Source organism: Alphaproteobacteria bacterium, from assembly GCA_037200005.1.
Lineage (GTDB): Bacteria > Pseudomonadota > Alphaproteobacteria > UBA9219 > RFNS01 > JBBCGY01.
On record JBBCGY010000001.1, the window covers coordinates 504741 to 524892 of the forward strand.

General features: G+C 59.9%; 18 protein-coding genes. 9 read left to right on the top strand and 9 right to left on the bottom strand.

Features of this window, described 5'->3' with window-relative positions; genetic code table 11:
* Positions 1-18: 18 nt before the first annotated feature.
* A complete protein-coding gene (locus WDO70_02740) occupies positions 19-1887 on the bottom strand; it encodes a ribonucleoside-diphosphate reductase subunit alpha (protein MEJ0062127.1) in 1869 nt (622 codons plus the stop codon).
* Positions 1888-2385: 498 nt separating this feature from the next.
* Between WDO70_02740 and WDO70_02745 the strand changes: the two genes are divergently transcribed.
* From WDO70_02745 to WDO70_02770, 6 genes are all read left to right on the top strand, one after another.
* On the top strand, positions 2386-3624 hold the full coding sequence (locus tag WDO70_02745; GenBank protein MEJ0062128.1) for a hypothetical protein: 1239 nt from the start codon (positions 2386-2388) through the stop codon (positions 3622-3624).
* Positions 3625-3714: 90 nt separating this feature from the next.
* Positions 3715-4671, top strand: coding sequence for a 4-hydroxy-3-methylbut-2-enyl diphosphate reductase (gene ispH / locus WDO70_02750; protein ID MEJ0062129.1), 957 nt, complete (start codon positions 3715-3717; stop codon positions 4669-4671).
* The gene (locus tag WDO70_02755) at positions 4668-5021 is read left to right on the top strand and encodes a hypothetical protein (GenBank protein ID MEJ0062130.1); all 354 of its coding nucleotides are present in this window, start codon (positions 4668-4670) and stop codon (positions 5019-5021) included. The genes ispH and WDO70_02755 overlap by 4 nt, the downstream gene beginning before the upstream one ends.
* 31 nt (positions 5022-5052) lie before the next feature.
* A complete protein-coding gene (gene hpnH / locus WDO70_02760; protein ID MEJ0062131.1) occupies positions 5053-6231 on the top strand; it encodes an adenosyl-hopene transferase HpnH in 1179 nt (392 codons plus the stop codon).
* A gap of 183 nt (positions 6232-6414) precedes the next feature.
* Complete coding sequence (locus WDO70_02765; protein MEJ0062132.1) at positions 6415-7095, top strand: hypothetical protein; 681 nt, start codon at positions 6415-6417, stop codon at positions 7093-7095.
* Positions 7058-7990, top strand: a complete 933-nt coding sequence (locus tag WDO70_02770) for a transporter substrate-binding domain-containing protein (protein MEJ0062133.1) — start codon at positions 7058-7060, stop codon at positions 7988-7990. Before WDO70_02765 ends, WDO70_02770 begins: the two co-directional genes overlap by 38 nt.
* On the opposite strand, the gene WDO70_02775 is transcribed toward WDO70_02770, so the two are convergent.
* From WDO70_02775 to phaR, 6 genes are all read right to left on the bottom strand, one after another.
* Positions 7968-8744, bottom strand: coding sequence for a metal ABC transporter permease (locus tag WDO70_02775; GenBank protein ID MEJ0062134.1), 777 nt, complete (start codon positions 8742-8744; stop codon positions 7968-7970). The genes WDO70_02770 and WDO70_02775 overlap by 23 nt on opposite strands.
* Before the next feature lie 81 nt (positions 8745-8825).
* Positions 8826-9749: a zinc ABC transporter substrate-binding protein gene (locus WDO70_02780; GenBank protein MEJ0062135.1), complete on the bottom strand. Its 924-nt coding sequence runs from the start codon at positions 9747-9749 to the stop codon at positions 8826-8828.
* A gap of 32 nt (positions 9750-9781) precedes the next feature.
* Positions 9782-11125, bottom strand: a complete 1344-nt coding sequence (locus WDO70_02785) for a hypothetical protein (protein MEJ0062136.1) — start codon at positions 11123-11125, stop codon at positions 9782-9784.
* A gap of 50 nt (positions 11126-11175) precedes the next feature.
* On the bottom strand, positions 11176-11526 hold the full coding sequence (locus tag WDO70_02790; GenBank protein MEJ0062137.1) for a hypothetical protein: 351 nt from the start codon (positions 11524-11526) through the stop codon (positions 11176-11178).
* A 39-nt stretch (positions 11527-11565) separates the two neighbouring features.
* Entirely contained in the window at positions 11566-12261 is a 696-nt protein-coding gene (locus WDO70_02795) for a phosphorylase (protein ID MEJ0062138.1), read from the bottom strand.
* Positions 12261-12866: a polyhydroxyalkanoate synthesis repressor PhaR gene (gene phaR, locus WDO70_02800; protein MEJ0062139.1), complete on the bottom strand. Its 606-nt coding sequence runs from the start codon at positions 12864-12866 to the stop codon at positions 12261-12263. The genes WDO70_02795 and phaR overlap by 1 nt, the downstream gene beginning before the upstream one ends.
* Positions 12867-13182: 316 nt before the next feature.
* Here phaR and WDO70_02805 point away from each other — a divergent pair, with 316 nt between their 5' ends.
* Both WDO70_02805 and bioB read left to right on the top strand, forming a co-directional pair.
* Complete coding sequence (locus tag WDO70_02805) at positions 13183-14466, top strand: alpha/beta fold hydrolase (GenBank protein ID MEJ0062140.1); 1284 nt, start codon at positions 13183-13185, stop codon at positions 14464-14466.
* Positions 14463-15479: a biotin synthase BioB gene (gene bioB / locus WDO70_02810; protein MEJ0062141.1), complete on the top strand. Its 1017-nt coding sequence runs from the start codon at positions 14463-14465 to the stop codon at positions 15477-15479. The genes WDO70_02805 and bioB overlap by 4 nt, the downstream gene beginning before the upstream one ends.
* Here bioB and WDO70_02815 read toward each other — a convergent pair.
* Positions 15470-17539, bottom strand: coding sequence for a M3 family metallopeptidase (locus tag WDO70_02815; GenBank protein ID MEJ0062142.1), 2070 nt, complete (start codon positions 17537-17539; stop codon positions 15470-15472). The two genes, bioB and WDO70_02815, sit on opposite strands and share 10 nt — an antisense overlap.
* Positions 17540-17631: 92 nt before the next feature.
* On the opposite strand from WDO70_02815, the gene acs reads away from it, so the two are divergent.
* Positions 17632-19563: an acetate--CoA ligase gene (acs, locus tag WDO70_02820; protein ID MEJ0062143.1), complete on the top strand. Its 1932-nt coding sequence runs from the start codon at positions 17632-17634 to the stop codon at positions 19561-19563.
* Between the two features lie 4 nt (positions 19564-19567).
* On the opposite strand, the gene WDO70_02825 is transcribed toward acs, so the two are convergent.
* Positions 19568-20152, bottom strand: coding sequence for a hypothetical protein (locus tag WDO70_02825; GenBank protein ID MEJ0062144.1), 585 nt, complete (start codon positions 20150-20152; stop codon positions 19568-19570).

Here is a 20152-nt window from a genome sequence, read left to right on the forward strand (position 1 = left end):
CGGATCACGGGCGGGCGATCACTGGCACGCGAGGCACTCTTCGTAGTTCTTGCTTTCTTCCGCGGCGGCAAAGGCCGCTTTGGACTGCTTGACGGTGATCGGCACGACATTGTCGGAAGGTTCCGCGCCGGGATCGCGCTGCGCCGCTGCGCCGGGCGCGGCTTCCGCGCGCTGCAGGGATTTCGAGCGGCAGTAATAGAGGCTCTTGACGCCCTTCTTCCAGGCGGCGAAGTGAATCCGGTGCAATTCTTTCTTATGCACGTCGGCGGCCAGGAAGACATTCAGGCTCTGCGCCTGGCATATATAGGGCGTGCGGTCGGCGGCAAGCTCGATCAGCCAGCGCTGGTCGAGTTCGAACGCGGTCTTGAACAAATCCTTCTCGTGATCGGTCAGGAAGTCGAGATGCTGTACCGAGCCTTCGCTCGTCGTGATCGACGACCAGGTTTCGTCGTCGTCGCGGCCGTGCCGCTGCAGCGCCTCGGCCAGATATTTGTTCCGCACGCCGAAGCTGCCCGAAAGCGTCTTATGCGTGAAGGAATTCGCCGCGTTCGGCTCGATGCCGGGCGACGTGCCGCCGCAGATGATCGAGATCGACGCCGTCGGCGCGATGGCGATCTTGTTCGAGAACCGCTCCATGACGCCGTAATCCGCCGCGTCGGGGCAGGGGCCGCGCTCCTTGGCGAGCGTGATCGAGGCGGCGTCCGCACCTTCTTTGATATGCTTGAAGATGCGCTTGTTCCAGACTTTCGCCATCACGCTTTCCATCGGCACGTTCTGGCTCTGGAAGAAGGAGTGCAATCCCATGATGCCGAGGCCGACCGAGCGCTCGCGCTGCGCCGCATAGGCGGCGCGCGACATGCTGTCGGGCGCGGAGGCGATGAAATCGTCCAGCACATTGTCGAGGAAACGCAGGCAATCCTCGATCAGCGTGGGATGGTTTTCCCATTCCAGGAATTTCTCGACATTCAGCGAGGACAGGCAGCACACCGCCGTCCGCTCCTTGCCGTATTTGTCGATGCCGGTGGGCAGCGTGATCTCGCTGCACAGATTCGAGGTCTTGACCATCAGCCCGGCAAGCTTGTGATGCTCGGGCACGGCGCGGTTCACATTATCGATGAACAGGAGATACGGCTCGCCGGTCTCGATCCGCGCGGTCAAAATCCTGATCCACAGCGAGCGGGCGCCGATGCGGCGGATGACGGCGTTGTCCTTGGGGCTGGTCAGCGCCCATTCCTCGTCGCGCTCGACCGCGCGCATGAAGGCGTCGGGAATCACGATGCCGTGATGCAGGTTCAGCGCCTTGCGGTTGGGATCGCCGCCGGTCGGGCGGCGCATTTCGATGAATTCCTCGATTTCCGGATGGCTGACCGGCAGATAGGTCGCCGCGCTGCCGCGCCGCAGGCTGCCCTGGCTGATCGCGAGAGTCTGGCTGTCCATGACGCGGATGAAAGGCATGATGCCGGTGGTCTTGCCGTTGCCGCGAACCGGTTCTCCAATGGAGCGCAGATTGCCCCAGAAGGAACCGATGCCGCCGCCGCGCGCCGCCAGCCAGACATTCTCGTTCCAAAGGCCGAGAATGCCTTCGAGGCTGTCGGAGGCTTCGTTCAGGAAGCAGGAGATCGGCAGGCCGCGATCCGTGCCGCCATTGCTGAGCACCGGGGTCGCGGGCATGAACCATAGCTTGCTTATATAGTCATAGAGGCGCTGGGCGTGGGCCGAGTCGTCGGCATAGGTCATCGCGACCCGGGCGAACATGTCCTGGAAGCCTTCGTCCTTGAGAACATAGCGGTCTTCGAGGGTCGCTTTGCCGAAGGCGGTCAGCAGGGCGTCTCGGCTCCGGTCTACGGTAACTTGGGGACCGCGCTCAACCTGCATTACATCGAACATATTTCGCCTCCGCCACAAAGTCGCTGATCTCTTAAACCAAGTTATCAACAACTGTGGATAACTATACCGAAATCTTGGATTATTGCCACCAGATATTGAGGGGCAACGTCATTATCCTACCACATCTCGTCTTTATGTCACCTTTCAAACACAGACGTTAATGGGCCTCGGAAGGCCGCAGTTAATTTTATTAACCACATGATATATAAAATGAAAATGGCTGTTTCCGTCCCTGTAATTTTATTGCTTTTTTATAAACGGAACGCTTCGCGGGTCATGAATCCTTAGCAATTAACTTTTTGGGACTCACTTCCCATTTTTGGCAAGTCCGGCGAGTCGAACCGTGACGCAAACGATATGATGCAGCGCCAGACTCGCTTGCACACAAGTTTATCAACTGTTTCTCGTCCGGGAAAGAAAAAACAACCGCGAATCGGTGGCGGGCGATGGACGAATCAGATACTCAGGCCTCGTTTTCATTCATGGGGGCTTGCATTGATGCCCGTCAGCGGCGCGCTTACGTCCATCGGCCACGGATTTGAACTCATTGGCGATTTGTTCGTTCGCGCCGGCCGCATCATGGCGGAAAAACCAAGCGCCGATACGCCCAGCCCGCTTTCCTTAATCGATGAATTGCGCGCCGCCGCCGCGGAATACGGCCCGGCCCCGAAAATAGAGCGGCGGCATGAGCCGTATTGTTTCGCCACCAGCTTCATCTCCGATACCCATTTCGGAACCGACGAATGCCAGGCCCAGGCGCTGCTCGGCTTCGTCAATCATGCCTATGTTCAGCATTCCATCCTGGGCGGCGATATCTTCGATCCGCATGCCATGGGAATCGACGGCACGGAGAAGCTTGGGCTTATCCTGAATAGCGACCGGTTCACATCCGAGCAGATGGCCGTGCTTCCTTATATGCTCGGCAAGAAATTCCTCAAGGACAAGAAGGCCTATACTACATTCATGCCCGGCAATCATGATATCGTCTTTCTTCCGGGGAAGAATATGGAGTTCCGCCTGCGCTTCGGAGGCCATAAAACCAGGATCATCCTGATTCCCAGCGACCGGAGCATTCTAGATCAGATGCCTGACGGGCGCATAATCCTTGACGAGCATAGCGACAAGCATGACATGTCATTATATACGGGCCGCGAACTCGCCGCGCTGGGCACCAACGCGTATCACGGCATCGTCAGGCCGGTCAGCCATGCCATTCAGCGTTTTCGCGGCGGGCACCCCGCCTTCCACCGTTTCCTCAATCAGGCCGGGCTGGAGCGCTGCTCGCTCGCCGATGCTATCCGCAACCGGGTCGAGCCGCCGACGCGTAACGCTCAATATCGCGCTGCCGTCCGCGAGCATGTCCGGAGATGCAACATGGCCCTGCCGCTTCGCAAGCAAATCAGCGCCTATTTCAGCGGCCATACGCATCAGTTCGTACTGGGATTCATGGGCGAGGAAGATGGCGCTCCCTTGCTGAACCGCCGGGGCGAACCTGTCATGGAGGCCAATGCCGGCCATTGGACCGCGCCGCCGGAAAAGGGGGGCTGCACGGCCATCGTCGTCACCGGCGATAACAGCAAGCGGAAAGGGGAATGGATCGGCGAAGTGCCGCCCTCGACGGTGATGATCGTCGGCTGGGACGATAAGCGGGGTATCGTGCCCCGCAAGTTCGAGCCTCAGCGCCGGGAGCTTGGGAAGCGAATCGCCCATATTTACGGCTTCGAGCTGGCCGCTTAACCATTATTCCGCCGGGGCGGCAATTTAATTTGCTTTCCCCTATGATTTTCCTCTATTTTTGCCGCTTGAATCAAAAGAACGGGAATTGGCATGCAAGTTATTTTGGCCCAGCCGCGAGGCTTCTGCGCCGGCGTCGAACGGGCGATCACCATCGTCGAGGAAGCGCTGAAGAAATTCGGCGCTCCGGTTTATGTACGCCATGAGATCGTGCACAACCGGCATGTGGTCGAAAGGCTGCGCAAGAAGGGCGCGGTCTTCGTCGAGGAGACGGACGAGATTCCCGAAGGCGCGGTGACGATTTTCTCGGCGCATGGCGTTTCCGAAGCCGTCGAGCGGCATGGCGTCGATCGCGGCCTCAATGTCATCGACGCGACCTGCCCGCTGGTCGAGAAGGTGCATAAAGAAGGCCAGCGTTACGCCAAGCAGGGCTACGAGATCATCATGATCGGCCATGACGGCCATCCGGAAGTCGAAGGCACGCGCGGGCGCATTCCCGGCGGCGTGCATCTGATCTCCGAGGTCGAGGATGTCGCCACGCTTGAGGTCAAGGACAGCGAGAAGCTCGCTTATGTCACGCAGACCACATTATCCGTCGACGACACCAAGGATGTGATCGACGCGCTCAAGGCGAGATTTCCCAAAATCATCGGGCCGTCCACCAAGGATATCTGCTACGCGACGCAAAATCGCCAGGCGGCGGTGCGCGAACTCTCGAAGCATGTCGATGTCGTGCTGGTGATCGGTGCGCGCAACAGCTCCAACTCCAACCGCCTGCAAGAACGCGCGCAGGAAGAGGGCATCGACGCCTATCTGATCGAAGACGCGACGCAGCTCAATCCCGACTGGGTGCGCGGCCGCCGCGCGGTCGGCATCACGGCGGGTGCTTCTGCGCCGGAAGATCTGGTGCAGGATTTGATCGAATGCCTGCGGCAGATCGAGCCGATTGAGGTTTCCGTCTTGCCCGGCATCGAGGAGAATGTGCATTTCCGCCTGCCGACGTCCCTGACCAGGGGCAATCCGCAGGCCACGACGGCGGGAGCGGCATGATGGCGACGGATTTGATCATCGCCGGAGAAGAAGTTTCGCGCACGGCGGCGCTGGAAGCCTTCCCGATGCGGGTAGTCGAGGGCTGTCTCATGATGCCGTCGCATGGCGCGGAATTTATGGGAAATAGAAATGTTCGGAGCGGACGCGGATTTCTTTCTTATCTGCGGGCGACGCCCGAAGGCTTTCAACATTTGCAGGGCTGGAATGCCGCCAAGACCGAGCTTTTCACACAGCGGCTGCAGGCGGCGCTTGAGCAAGCCTTGCCGGAACTGCCTGCTGGCGCTCTAGCCCCCCGTCCGCCGGTGCGGCGTTCTCTGGGCGCAAGAGATCCAAGCCAGGAACCCGCTTAAGCATATTCGTTATCTGTAGAGGAAATCTTTCATGTCCGTACCCGTCCGCCAAGCCTTCGACGTCGCCAGCTATATCGTCGGCCAGAAGATCAAAGGCAACAAGCACTATCCGCTGGTGCTGATGCTGGAGCCTTTGTTCCGCTGCAACCTCGCTTGCGCCGGATGCGGCAAGATCGATTATCCGGATGAGATTTTGAACAAGCGCCTCTCGGTTCAGGAATGCCTCGACGCCGTCGACGAATGCGGCGCGCCGGTCGTCTCGATTCCCGGCGGCGAGCCGCTGCTGCACAAGGAAATGCCCGAGATCGTCAAGGGCATCGTCGCGCGCAAGAAATACATCTATCTCTGCACCAACGCGCTGCTGATGGAAAAGAAGCTCGACCAATTCGAGCCGTCGCCTTATTTCACCTGGTCGGTGCATCTCGACGGCTTGCAGCCGGAGCATGATAAATCGGTCTGCCAGGACGGCGTCTATGAGCGGGCCGTCAGCGCGATCAAGGCCGCCAAGGCGCGCGGCTTCCGCGTCAATATCAACTGCACGCTGTTCAACAACGCCGTGCCGGAACGCGTCGCCGCCTTCTTCGACGAGGTGATGAAGATCGGCATCAACGCCATTACCGTCTCGCCCGGCTATGCGTACGAGCGCGCGCCGGATCAAGGCCACTTCCTGAACCGCAAGGCCACCAAGGAACTTTTCCGCGACGTTCTGCGCCGCGGCAAGGAAGGCGTGGCCAAGGGCATGGAAAAATGGCGCTTCAGCGTCTCGCCGCTCTATATGGATTTCCTCGCGGGCAACCAGCAATATCATTGCGAGCCGTGGGGCCTGCCGACGCGCAATGTCTTCGGCTGGCAGCGGCCTTGCTATCTGCTCGGCGAAGGCTACGCCAAGACCTACAAGGAACTGATCGAGACGACGGAATGGGAAAAATACGGCACCGGCAATTACGAGAAATGCGCCGACTGCATGGTGCATTCCGGCTATGAGCCGACGGCGGCCAACGACGCCATCGCCAAGCCGTGGAAAACGATCCTCGCCTCATGGCGCGGGCCGCGCACCGAAGGCCCGATGGCCCCGGAAATCGACCTGACCAAGCAGCGCGGCGCGCAGCTGGTGCATGACAAGCTCGTCGCGCAGAATCTCGAAATCATCCACGCCGAAAAAGCCGCCAAGCAAGCGGCCGCTTCGCGCGCGGCGGATGCGGCTGAATGACGGGCTTCGTTAGCGAGGCGTAGCCGAGCTTACGAAACCGTCATCCCGGACAAGCGAGCGCCCAACGGGCGCGAACGCGATCCGGGATCCAGTCGTTCGCTCCATTAACCACAATCTATTCTTGCCGCCTGTTTGCCGCCTGTTATAGTCGTGGCAACATCAATTTATATTACGGAGGTCGTCATGGTTTATTCAGTTCCAAGGGGCAATGGACATGGGCCGGGACGGTCGCTAAAGGCCATTGATGAAGATGGCCAGCACCTGCAAAATCTGACGCGCTTTTTGCCCGATACGGTCGAGGCGCATGTGCAAGCTTATATAGCGGCCATTCTACCGCAAGCTTTGCAGGAAGCTGTAGGCGACATGACTTCGAAGGATCTGATGCGGGGCCTTGCGAAATCCGTAGGCAAAAAGACGGCAAGAAAATTGGTCAAGGAAGTTGAACAATTGACATCCGGCGAAGTTTCTCCGGCAGCGAATCCGCAACATATTGCTACCGAAACCAATTTCGCTCGAAGTGAATTGACGCGGAACTGGGTCGATTTTGTCCTGTATAGCAGGGAACTTCTTGATGCGAAGGCCGCGGAACCGATCAGGCTTGATGCCGATCTGGCTCCGGTCATCGCGTTGCCGCGCGGCATGAAGGAAGATTGGGATTTGGCCAGGCAAGAAACATTGGAAGCTCTGGCCGAAAATATCGCCATGACCCCGCCGCAGATCCAGGAAGCCTATCGCGCGCTGCGCGTCAATCTTCTGGTTGAAACCGCCAAACAGCCTGTCCCCTTGCCCTTTGGTATCGAACTTGTGCGCCGGAGTGACGAGCTTTATGTCCAGCCGCGCGCGCGGCAGGCGGCGGCGCTTTAATATGCGTCCCCTGACCTGGCTCGTGGTTGTTCTCGCCGCCGTCGTGACTGGTTATGCCGGGGCGCGGCTTGCCGCGCCGCAGGCGGTGGAGGGAATGAATTCGCCGCCTGCGGCGGCGGTTCAAGCGGCGGTTCGCGAAACCGCCTATGACCGGGTGATGCGGACGAACACGCTGCGCTGCGGGTATATCCTCTATGAACCCTTCGTGCGGAAAGACCCGAATAGCGGAAAATTTTCCGGCATCGCCGTCGATCTTGCCGAAGAAATCGGCCGGGTCGCCGATCTGAAGATCGAATGGACGGACGAAGTGGGCTGGGGCACCACCGTCGAGGGGCTTAAGACCGGTCGTTACGACGCGCTATGCGTCGGTTTCTGGCGCCTACCCACCGAAGGCAAGCATGTCTTCTACACGCTGCCCTTTTCCTACAGCATGGTCGACGTGCTGACCCGCGCCGACGATACGCGCTTCGATGCCGATCTGGCGCTCATCAATCAGCCCGACATTCGGATCATCTCCGCCGACGGCAGGGAGGATTCCATCATCGCGCGCCGCGATTTCCCGAAGGCCAAGCTCACCGAGCTTTCCAATCTCGCCGGCGATTCCGACCTGATGGAATCCGTGGCGTCCGGCAAGGCGGATATCAGCTTTCAGGAGGCCGCGACGTTCGAGCGCTATCTCGCCGCCAATCCGGACAAGCTGAAAAAGCTGCCGCTGCCCGCGCCCTTGCGCGTCTATCAGAACACCTTCGCGTTGCCTCAGGACGAGAAGCTGAAATCCATGCTGGATACGGCCATCAATGTCATCGTCGAGAATGGCGGCATGGACATCATGCTCGACAAATATGATCCCGGCCGCAAACTTCTGCTGCGGATCAAGCGCCCTGGGGCGAATTAGGCCGCCGCTCGCCGACGATTTTGATCAGCGCGACGGCGAAAAGCCCGCAGACGACGGACGGGCCCGTGGCGAGATCGAACAGCGACGAAAGCAGCAGGCCGAGCAGCAGGCCGACAATGCCGATGCCGTAAGCGATCCATAATCTGCGCTTTTCCGGCGCATGCCGCGTGGCGATGGCGGGAAGGATCAGGCTCGCGAAAACCAGATAGACGCCGACCATCTGCACCGAGGCGGTCACGGCGAACGCGAACAGGATGTAGAATCCCGCTCGTCCCAGCCGCGCCCTTCCCAGGAACCATGCCGCCAGCAGCGCCGCGTACAGTCCCGCCGTCAGCGCGAGTTGCCGGGGCGATACCCACAGGATTTGTCCGGCGAGCAGGTCTTTCATATGCTCGCCGCCATGCGGGTTCTGCCCGAGCAGCAGCAAGGCGAGCGAGGCGGAGAAAACGAACAGGCAGCCGATCAAGGCTTCCTGAATTTCGTGGAAATGCTTTTCCGTCCAGGTCAGCAGCCACGCGCCGCCGAGCGCCGCGCCGAGCGAGCATAGCTGGATGATGACGGATTCATGCTCGCCATGGGTTTCGAGATACAAGGTGGCGGCGAGTGCTCCGAGTCCGGCCACCTGGGCGATGGCGAGATCGATGAAAATAATGCCGCGTTTCAGGACTTCGATGCCGAGCGGCACATGCGTCGCCAGCACCAGCGCTCCCGCCGCGAAAGCGGGCAGCAATATGGAAAGTTCGAGATGGGTCATGGGGGGGCATCCGTTGTTGAAGAATAGGGGATAATCATAAGGGGAGAGGGACTCCACCGCGCTCGTTTTGCTTTCACTCCTTCAATTTTTCTGAAGCGGAACGCTCTGCGCCTTAAGCAGCAGCACCATCGTCGAATCAAACAATCCGAACAGGTCTTTCGCGGCATCATCGCCGCCGACGGTGAAGGGCAAGGCCACCGCCGGAACGCCGGTTTTCTGATGCAGCCATTGCGACGGGCCGTCATCCTCGAACGATGCATAGATCACGGCCTTCACCGGCTGGCGCTGGACTTTCTCCAGCACCTCCGCGAGATAACCGCTGGTCGGCGGCACGCCTGGCTTCGGCTCCAGCGCGGCGACGACATCGAGCTTCAGCCAATCGACGAGATAGGCCCATGCCTCGTGCTGCACGGCGATTTTCATGCCATGCAGCGGTGCGGCCTCCCGCTCCCACCGCGCCATGGCGTCCTGCCAGCGCGCGGCGAAGTCCTGATACCGCGCCTGGTAAAAGGCGGCGTTGGCCGGATCGATCGCGGCGAGCTTGTCCGCGAGGGCTTTCGCCACCACCGCGATGTTGCGCGGGTCGGTCTGGATATGCGGATTGCCGGCGGGATGCACGTCGCCGTCGGCGCGGTCGAGCCGGGCCGGGACTTCAAGCTTGCGGACATAGTCGGCGGCCATGAAAGACGCCTCGTTGCCGGGCTGGATTTTGCTATTGCCCGCTTGCGTCAGCAGGATGGGCAGCCAGCCGATTTCCAGTTCCGCCCCGGTGCAGAACACCATGTCCGCCTGTCTTATCCCCGCCATCAGGCTTGGCTTGGCCTGAATGTGATGGACGTCCTGGCGGGCGTTGGTGGCGCGGGTCACCTCGATCTTATCGCCGCCGATTTCCTCGGCCAGCGCCGCCCATTCCGGCTCGCAGGCGAAGATATGCAAAGCGGCCAGGGCCGGTTTCGCCATGGTCAGCGGCATGAGGACCATGATAAGCGCGAGAAGTTTTTTCATGACGGTCTCCTGAAAAGCTGTTGGGGGATGGCTTAATATTTATGAGCGCCATGAGCGCCGAGGCTCATGATGTATTGCGCGAGGAACTGGTTGTCGGTTCCCGGCCCGGTATGGTCGTTGTTATATTGCAGGCGAATGCGGCTGAATTCGCTGTGCGTATAATCGGCCATCGCGCTATGGACGTATGGATCGTGGCCCATCGCGTCGAGTCCGCCGCCCGCGAGCGCGTCGGGAACGTCACCCGACGACAGCCCGGTATAGCGATAGCCGACGCGCCACTGCGGCAGGAATTTATAGACCGCCTGGCCGTACCAGCCGTTCTGCCCGCCGCGATAGTCGGTATCGCCGATGCCCAGCGCGTTGTCGGCATAGCTGCCGCGCTCCTGCCGCCGGAAGAACTCGCCTTGCAGACTGAGTTCCTGCTGCGCCGCGTTGCCGGTGGGAGCCCAGTTATATTTGGCATCGGCGATATAAAGGGAATCCTCGCCCTTGAATATCTGCTCCATGCCGTCGCCGCCGGTGATGCGGCCGTCGCCGCCGGTCCGGCTGTGCAGATAGGAAAAGCCCAGCCGCCAGTTCTGGTCGTCGCCGATATCGCCGCCGACGCGCGCGAAGGCGCTGTAGGCGCCCGGCCCGGCGCCCTGCGCGTTCGCGCCGGGGAAATCGTCGCCGCGCCAGACTCCGCCGCCGATCTCGCTATAGAACGGCGTCGGCAGCACGACCGAAGCCTGCGCCCCGTCGTCGTTGAACGCATTGTTCAGGAAGGCCCGGTACGGCAAGGGCCGGTCGACGAAGTCATCCGTATGCGCGTGCTTTTCATTCATATAGCCGAGGCTGGCCAGCATCCGCCCGGCCTTGATATTGATGCCGTAGGGCAGGCCGAGGCTCTGGACGAAGGCTTCCTCGATCTCCACGCCGTCCTCGCCATTGTCGGTAGCGAAAGAGCCGGTGAACTGCGCCGTGAACATGTCGTCGGCATTGGCCGAGAGGCTGAGTTCCGATTCGCCGAGCTGCATGCCTTCCTTCGCGCGCTCGCCCTCGTCGCCTATGGCGAAGCCGGAGACGCTCCGGTCATGCTTCGAGTAAGCGCCGAATTGCCCGTTGAGCACCAGCCCGATGGCGGGGTTGAAGGCATTGGCGTTGCTTGCCGCCGGGGCCGCGCTTGGGGCGGCCTGTTCGGCATGCGCCTGCGCTGGCGGCGGAGCCTTGGCATCCTCAAGCTGCTTGAGCCGGGTTTCCAGCGCGTCGATCTTTTGCTGGTATACGGCCTTGATGTCCTTAAGTTCTTGGCCCAGATGTTGCACGTCTTCGGCGGCCATGGCCGGTTGAAAGGCGGCAGCCGATAAGGCCGCTGCCAGAATCCATTGCTTGCGCATGGGGGTTCTCCTGCGTTTTGAACGAGTTAAATTTTGAGAGGTTCAGATCGTCAGGAGACGGAGGGTGGCGCGCGGGCGCTATAGGCCGCCGCCGGGCCGGCCACGTAAAAAGCATGGGCCGGTTCAATATAATGGATGAAAGCGGCGCGCTCGCTTTGGGGTATGACGACTAGCGGCGCGGGCGCGGCGCCGGCTAATTGCGCCGCCGAACTATGCAGGTCGCAACGGTCGCCTTCCTGATAGAAGACGTGTTCCGCCGTATGATAAACCGCGATAGCCTGCGCGCCGATAAAGCACAGCACCAGCGCGAGCTGGAGCGCGCGTCTCCAGTCAAGCGTCTTGGCGATTCGCCGCGCGGACCGGTGGACGATAGGGTGCGATCTTGATGGCATGGCCGTCATAAAATACGTTCGCGTCCATTATACCAGTCGTGTCAACCGCTAAATAATCGCCGATGCCGCCTCGGCGAGGCCGCGCATGGCGCGATGGTGATGGCGGGCAAGACCGAGCATGCCGCCGATCTGGCCTGGACGGCGCAGCAAAGAGCGAAGAATGCTGCCCATGTCGGGCACGCCGCCGCGTTTCAGCGGCACCAGCGCGGCGGGCGGCAGCGGAAATTCGGCGGGATCGCATACCACCCGCAAGGCTATGAAGGGCAGCCGCGCGTCCGCCGCCAGTTCCGCGACGATGTGGCTTTCCATGTCGACGGCAAGGCAATGACTGCGCCGGTAAAGCTGGGCCTTGTCGCGAACGCCGGCGACCGCCGCGTCCGTTCCCCAGATGCCGCCGACCTGGGCGCCCGGCAATAAGGCGGCCATCTCCGCGACCAGCGCGTTGTTGCAATCGAGCGCCATGCCAAGCCCCGCCACATGGCTCGCGATCACGATGCTGCCGGACGGCAGACCCGGTTCCAGGCCGCCGCACAGGCCGAAGCTGACCGCATGAGTAATACCCGAACCGATCATGTCACGCATCATGCGGCGCGCCACTTGGCCATCCGCCGCCGCGCAGCAAACCGTGCCCGCGCCACGCAACAGCCGCGCCTCGGCGGCGAGGCCGGTAAGGATGCCGAACCGGCGGTTGAGCTTATCTTCTGCCGCGGCGGCGAAGGAGGCAACGGGCTTCATGTCGGACATCAGGGCTTGTTCTTGCCGATATCGGTAAGCTGTTTTTGCAGCGTGACGAGCTGGGTTTGCAGCGCCTGCATCTGCTGTTCCGCCGATTGCTGCATCATTTGCTGCGCCTGTTTTGCGCCTTCGCCGAAGGGGCTGAATATATGCATGGTGCGCTCGAACATGGCCATATTCTGCTTGCCGATTTCCTCGAGCGTGCCGAACGGGAAAACGCCGCCGAAGGCGTTCTGCATATATTCGCGAAACCGCTCCTGATTCTGCGACAGGCTTTGCATGCTGAAATCCAGATATTTCGGCACCAGCCATTGCATATTATTGCCGTAAAAGCCGATGAGCTGGCGCAGGAAATTGACCGGCAGGAGATTCTGCCCGTCCTTGTTTTCCTCTTCGACGATGATTTGGGTCAGCACGCCGCGGGTCAGGTCTTCGCCGCTTTTCGCGTCATAGACGTTGAAATCGATGCCGTCTTTGACCATTTGCGACAGATGGTCGAGCGTTACATAGGAACTGGTCGCCGTGTTATAAAGCCGCCGGTTTGCGTATTTCTTGATCGTGACGTTAGGCTTTTTTTCCGTATGCTTTTCCGGGTGCGAAGTTTCGGCGGTCATGGGACAATCCTGTAAGTTGCCTTGTTGCCAAGAAACATAATTGTCTATTGATAATTGTCGCAATCGGCGGAAAACTCAACTATCTTCTTCAGGACGGCTTCATTTTTGCAGTTGCGAACGCTTATGGCCCCATCAAGCACCCAAGACGATGCCTCCGCCAAACTGGCCGAAGCGGCTTTCGATCTGTGGCAGGATCAATGGCGGCTGCTTGCCGAAGATCGCGAAATGCAGCAGGATATGCAGGCCATGGCGGAATTGTTCGCCCGCAGCATGGCGTTATGGACGGAAGCCGGGCAGCCAAAGGGCGCGCAAAAAGATGCAGCAAAAAACTCAGCACCAGCCGCCGCCGCGAATTCCAAAAAAGCCAAAGCGCCGGGGGCCGGAGCCGCTGGCGCTGCATCTGGCGCTGGCGGGCAGGATGTGGCTCAACTGGCCGGAGCTGTGGCTGCGCTTGCGGCACAAGTCGCCCGGCTCGAGCGGCAATTGGAACGAAAAGTTAAGCCAGCGCGCCGCCAGCCTGCAAAACAGCGCAGCAAAACTAAACCCCGATAGGCTGGCCGCCGCCCTGGCGCTCGAAGGCATCAATCGATACCGGCATTATCTCGATGGCGTAACGGCCTATTGCCGGCAAGACGGGACACGCGATCTTCCCGATTGCAGCATTATCGCCCAAGAGGGCACCACGAAGCTCCTCGATTACGGATGCAAAAATGCTGCGCCCATTGTCCTGGTCATCCCTTCTTTCATTAACCGTTACCATGTGCTCGATCTCGATCAGGATCGCTCCTTTTTGCGCTGGCTGAGGGATCAAGGCATAAGACCTATTCTTGTCGACTGGGCCGTGCCGGGCAAGATCGAAGCCGGGATGACCGTGGCTGATTATGTCGCCCGGCTGCAAAAAATGCTGCAGCACGCCCGCCAAATCGCCGGTGGAGAAAAAATTCATCTTTTAGGCCATTGCATCGGGGGGACGCTGGCGCTGGCGCTGGCCGCAGCAAATCCGGATGCGTTCCGCAGCATAATCCTGCTCTCTACGCCGTGGGATTTCCATCGGGGCAATACCGCGCTCGGCAAAAATGCCGCTGAACTCTGGAAAAATATTGCACCGAACTGGCCGCAGCATGAACCAATCCCGGCTTCGTTCATCCAGGCGCTTTTCACCGTGCTGCAGCCCGCCGAGGTGACGGAGAAGTTCCGCAAGCTCGGCATGAATCCGCAGCGCGATCCGGCCAAAATGCGCCGCTTCACGCTGGTCGAGGACTGGCTGAATGACGGCGTGCCGGTCGTCCGCGCGGTGGCGGCGGAGATCATCGAAGATTGGTATGGGGCTAATTTGCCCGGCAAGGGGAAATGGCGGGTCGGGGATATTGCCGTGAAGCCGCGCAAGATCAGGGCCCCGGTTCTTGTCGCCGTCCCGGATCATGACCGCATCGTGCCTCCGGCATCCGCCGCCGCTCTTGCCGGACAATTGCCGAACGCGCAAGAATGGCATGTGCCGCTCGGCCATATCGGCATGATCGTCAGCGGCCGCGCCCGCAAACTGGTCTGGCAGCCGGTGGCGGATTGGATTAAGAATCATCATAAGGACACCGCAGCATGAACGCCCAGACAACCGCCATCCGCCAAGTTCCGTCCGCCTCCGCGAAGGACATCCGCCATGACTGGACGGTCGCGGAAATCGAGGAATTGCTGCAAGCGCCGCTGCTGGATTTGCTGCACCGGGCGCAGACCATCCATCGCATTTATCAGGACGATAGCGTCCAATTGGCCAGTCTTTTATCCATAAAAACAGGTGGTTGCCCTGAAAATTGTGCCTATTGCCCGCAGAGTGCCCATCACGGCAAGGATGTCGATCTCGCCAAGCAATCCATGATGGATGCCGGGGACGTGCTGGCGAAGGCGCGGATCGCCAAGGACGCGGGCGCGTCGCGTTTCTGCATGGGCGCGGCCTGGCGCGAGGTGCGCGACGGCAAGGATTTCGACGCGGTGCTGGCGATGGTGCGGGGTGTGCGCGAGCTCGGCATGGAAGCCTGCGTCACGCTCGGCATGCTGCAGCCGCATCAGGCTCGCCAGCTCGCTGAAGCGGGACTGACGGCCTATAATCATAACCTCGATACCAGCCCGGAATTCTACGGCGAGATCATCACCACCCGCACCTATGACGACCGGTTGGAAACGCTCGGCCATGTCCGCGCGGCGGGGATCGATGTTTGCTGCGGCGGCATCGTCGGCATGGGCGAGCAGGTCACCGACCGCGCCCATATGCTGCAAATCCTGGCCGCCATGAACCCCCATCCCGAAAGCGTGCCGGTCAACGCGCTGGTGGCGGTGAAAGGCACGCCGCTGGAAGACCGTCCGCCGCTCGATCCGCTGGAACTGGCGCGGATGTGCGCCGCCGCCCGCATCGCCATGCCTATGGCGCGAGTGCGCCTCTCGGCGGGCCGCGCCGAACTGAGCCGCGAGGCCCAGGCGCTTTGCTTCATGGCCGGGGCGAACTCGATCTTTTACGGCGAAAAGCTTCTGACCACGGCCAATAACGACGCCGAAGACGACCGGCAATTGCTGCGGGATTTGGGGCTGCGGATCGCCGCTCCTGCGGCCTGTCAGGCCTGAAGCTTTCTTTGCAGCGCGGGCCGTGTTGAAGAACCGGGCCGTACCGGCTCGGTCGGCGAAATGATGCCGCTATAGCGCAGCATGGCGTCCGGCGCCGCCTTTTCGCCGCGAAAAGCAGCATAGCGCTCCTGATGGCCGCTGCCCGCGCCGCCTTCATAGAAAGCGCGCATTTTCCGGCAATTTTCCGGGTCGTAGCCTTGCTGGCGAAACGGCTCGAAGCCGTGAGCCGCCTGCATGTCGGCGAGCACATAGTTGCAATATCCCGCCGCGTATTTGCTCGGCGAGTCCATGAACAGGTGATAGAAGCGGTGCAGCGAAAAAGGCCGCAGATGCGCGGCATGGGGGCTGTCCATGCGGGCCGCGCGCTCGATGGACTCCATGCTGTCGCCAGGCTTAGGCGGCTCGGCATGAAAGGCAAGATCGGTCAGCGCGTTCTGCATATAGGAAAGGATCGTGCGCGACCGGAAATGGTTCTGCGCTTTTTCCCGCGCGTCCAGCATGGCGTCGGGAATGCCGAAACCGGCCAGCGTCTCACGCTCGCGCATGAAATATTCGTTGACGGTCGAAAAAAACTCGTTGCAGTCGGAAGGGCCTTTCAGCGCATGGAGCGTATAAGACCCGGCTTTGTTGCTCAGGATCGCATGCAGCCCATGGCCAAGCTCGTGCGCGATGGTCTCTACATCGTCCATGCCGCCAAGGCAGGTCTTGCCATGGCTGTTCTTGGCGACATTGGTGTTCAGGGTGACGGCTTCGGGCCTGCCTTTGTCCTGTCGAATGATATAATCCGCCCAGGCGCTGCCGTCCTTCTGCGCGTCATCCTGCCCGGTGCGGGGATGGAGATCGACATTGATATCGGCGAGATGGTTGCCGGTCTGGTCCAAAACCTCATAGGTGCGGATATCGTCATGCAACTTCGCCGTTGTCAGCGAGCGCTTGAAGCTCACGCCGAGCAGATTGCCGTAATGCCGGAAGACGCCGTTCAGCACATTGTTTAATTCGAGATGTTCCGCAAAGGCCTGCGCGTCGAAGCCGAAAAGCTCCTTCTTCTGCTTTCCCGCCCAATAGGAAACGTCCCACGGCTCCAGTTTTGCCGGCCCGTCCTGCTGCGCGGCGGCAAAGGACTGTAGCTCGCGCATGTCGTCCTCGAATTTCGGCAGCGCCTTATCGGCGATGTCGCCGAGAATCTCGCGGATTTCTCCCAGGTCGGTATAGGCGTTGCGCGTCCGGGCGTAGTCCGCATGATGCGCGTAGCCGAGGAGAACCGCCCGCTCATGCCGCGCCTGCCTGATCTGGCCGAGCACGGGGCCGTTATCGAAAGGCGGAACCTTGCCGACGCGCTCGATGGCTTCATAGACTTCCCGGCGCAGCGCGGGATCATCCGCCGCTTCAAGCACGCCATCGACCGTGAAACGGTCCGGCACGATCAGCCATCCCGGTTTGCCGCGTTTGGCGGCGGCAGCCGCGAAACTGGACTTCGCCGTGTCGCTCAGTCCGGCAAGCCGCGCTTCGTCGGTGATATGAACAGCTTGCTGCTCCGTGCCTTGAATCCAATTATCTTTCCATTCGGCGCTCAAAGCGATCAGCCGGTTGTCGAGAGTCTGGAGCTTTATTTTGTCTTGCGGATTCTCCAGGAGCGCGCCGCCATCCTCGAAACTTTGACGCAACGCCGTCGCCATCGCGGGATTCATATCCGGTGGAATCTGCGCACAGGCCTGCTCGAAGCGCGCGATCAGCTTCGGGTCTTGAAAAACCGATTTTTCCAGATTGGCGACAGCCTTGTCGGCCTGTTCCTTGTTCTTGGAGATTTCCGGCGTTCCGGCATTTTGGGAGAAATATAGCAAAAGACCCTTGAGATCGGTCGTCTCGCGAAAAAGCGTATCGAGCGGCAGGATGGTGTTTTCGAAATCCGCGGGCGCGGTTTGCGCGGCAATCTTGTCCGCGGCTTGTTGCGTCCGTTTCAAAATAGCGTCAAGCGCGGGCGGAAAATGCTCCGGCCTGATCGCCGCCAAGTCGGGGCGCATTAACTGCCGGTCAAAAAAATCCAGGACGGGATTATCCATTAAAAATTTCCTAAGGAGAATATCCGAGTAGTATATCATACCCGGCATTGGTAAATTTTACCTTTTACTTTCATCCATCGATGCTGATCGCCATGACCGAAAATCCAGCCATCCCCGTTCCCCCCGCTCTCGCCGCGTCGGCGCATATCGACCGCGACCGGTATGAGACGATGTATGAAAAGTCGATCAGCGATCCCGATAAATTTTGGGGCGAGCAGGGCGGGCATCTCGACTGGATCAAGCCCTATACCAAGGTCAAGAATACGTCTTTCGACGGCGACGTGAGCATCAAATGGTTCGAGGATGGGGTGCTGAATGTCGCCGCCAACTGCATCGACCGGCATCTGCCACAGCGCGCCGGCCAGCCGGCGCTGATATGGGAGGGCGACGATCCCGGCCAGCATGCCGTCATCACCTATACCGAGCTTGCCGGCCATGTCTGCCGCCTCGCCAATGTGCTGAAATCGCGCGGCGTGAAAAAGGGCGACCGGGTGGCGATCTATCTGCCGATGATCCCGTCGGCGGTCTACGCGATGCTGGCCTGCGCCCGGATCGGCGCGGTTCATTCGGTGGTGTTCGGCGGGTTTTCTCCCGACAGCCTGAAAGACCGGATTCTTGATTGCGGCGCGAAGCTGCTGATCACCGCCGACGAAGGCGTGCGCGGCGGCAAGACCGTGCCGTTGAAAGCCAACGCCGATCTGGCGCTTGCGGGCTGTCCCGACGTGCGCGACGTGATCGTCGTGCGCCGGACGGGCGGCCAGGTCGGCTGGGTTCCGGGACGCGATCATGGGTATCACGAGCTTATGGCGGCGGCGTCGTCCGATTGCCCGCCGGAGCCGATGGGTGCGGAAGACCCGTTATTCATTCTCTATACGTCCGGCTCCACGGGAAAGCCCAAGGGAGTTTTGCATACCAGTGCCGGTTATCTTCTCTATGCCGCGCTGACCCACAAATGGGTGTTCGATTACCGGGACGGCGAGGTTTATTGGTGCACGGCGGATGTCGGCTGGGTGACGGGGCACAGCTATTGCGTCTATGGGCCGCTGGCGAACGGCGCGACGACGCTGATCTTCGAGGGCGTGCCGAACTATCCCGATCCATCGCGCTTCTGGCAGGTGGTGGATAAGCACCGGGTCAATATTTTCTATACCGCCCCGACGGCGATCCGCGCGCTGATGCGCGAGGGCGAGGAATGGGTGACGTGCTGTGACCGCAGCAGCCTGCGGATTCTCGCCAGCGTCGGCGAGCCGATCAATCCCGAAGCCTGGCTGTGGTACTGGCGCGTGGTCGGCGGCGAACGCTGCCCGGTCATCGACACCTGGTGGCAGACCGAAACCGGCGGGCATCTGATCGCGCCCTTGCCCGGCGCGACCGCGCTCACGCCCGGCTCGGCGACATTGCCTTTGTTCGGCATCAAGCCGGTGATTGTCGATAACGAGGGCAATAAACTGACCGGCGCGTGCGAGGGCAATCTTTGCATCGCGGATAGCTGGCCGGGGCAGATGCGCACGCTGTTCGGCGATCATGAGCGTTTCAAGCAGGCCTATTTCAGCAGCTTCAAGGGTCTATATTTCACCGGCGACGGCTGCCGCCGCGACCATGACGGCTATTACTGGATCACCGGCCGTGTCGATGACGTCATCAATGTCGCGGGCCACCGGCTCGGCACCGCGGAGATCGAGAGCGCCTTCGTCGCGCACCCGAAAGTGGCCGAGGCCGCCGTCACCGGCTTCCCGCACGACATCAAGGGGCAGGGAATTTACGCCTATGTCACGCTGAAGAACGGCGTCGAGCCGGGCGACGATCTGAAGAAGGAGCTGACGGCCTGGGTGCGCAAACAGATTGGCCCCATCGCCACGCCCGATCATATCCAGTGGGCGCCGGGCCTGCCTAAGACCCGCAGCGGCAAGATCATGCGCCGCATCCTCCGCAAGATCGCGGCGAAGGAAACCGATAATCTCGGCGACATTTCCACCCTCGCCGATCCCGCCGTGGTGGCGGAGTTGATAAGGGGGCGGGAGTGATCTGCTAGGCTAATTTTATGGCCGCCGTTAAAAGAATAGAAATATGATTATCGAATCTAGTCTCATTAAGAGAAAATTGAGATCTCAAATACTCTGCTGGTGTTTTGATATTTCTCGCAAGGCCATAGGGAGTTAAAATTTTATCATTAAATGCAGATAGAGAGCTTTTGCTTTTATGAGCTATGGCGTTTCTAATCACTTGGCAATGGTCTATATTTTTCTGCAAATCAATATCTAAATCTCTAAAGGGTTTGCCTCCTTGAAAATAGAGATCGGCAACTTTTAGTGATTTATAATATGGGACCAAATCAATATAGGAATGTTTGTGATAAAGCATCTCTCTAGCAATTTCTTGATTTTTGAACTCTATTCTTCTTTTTACAACTGAATGAGATTTTGCGCACATAAAATAGATAAACTGATTTTCAAGAAAGCGTTCAAAAGAAACAAAGCATGATAAGAAAACTGTTTCGTACGCCAGGTGAATATCTCTTTTAGATAAAGAGTTACGAGAAAAAAACAGCCCCTGTTTTTTTCGAAAATACTCTGCATTCTTCACGGAGTTATGGAATGCTTTTAGCGATGACAT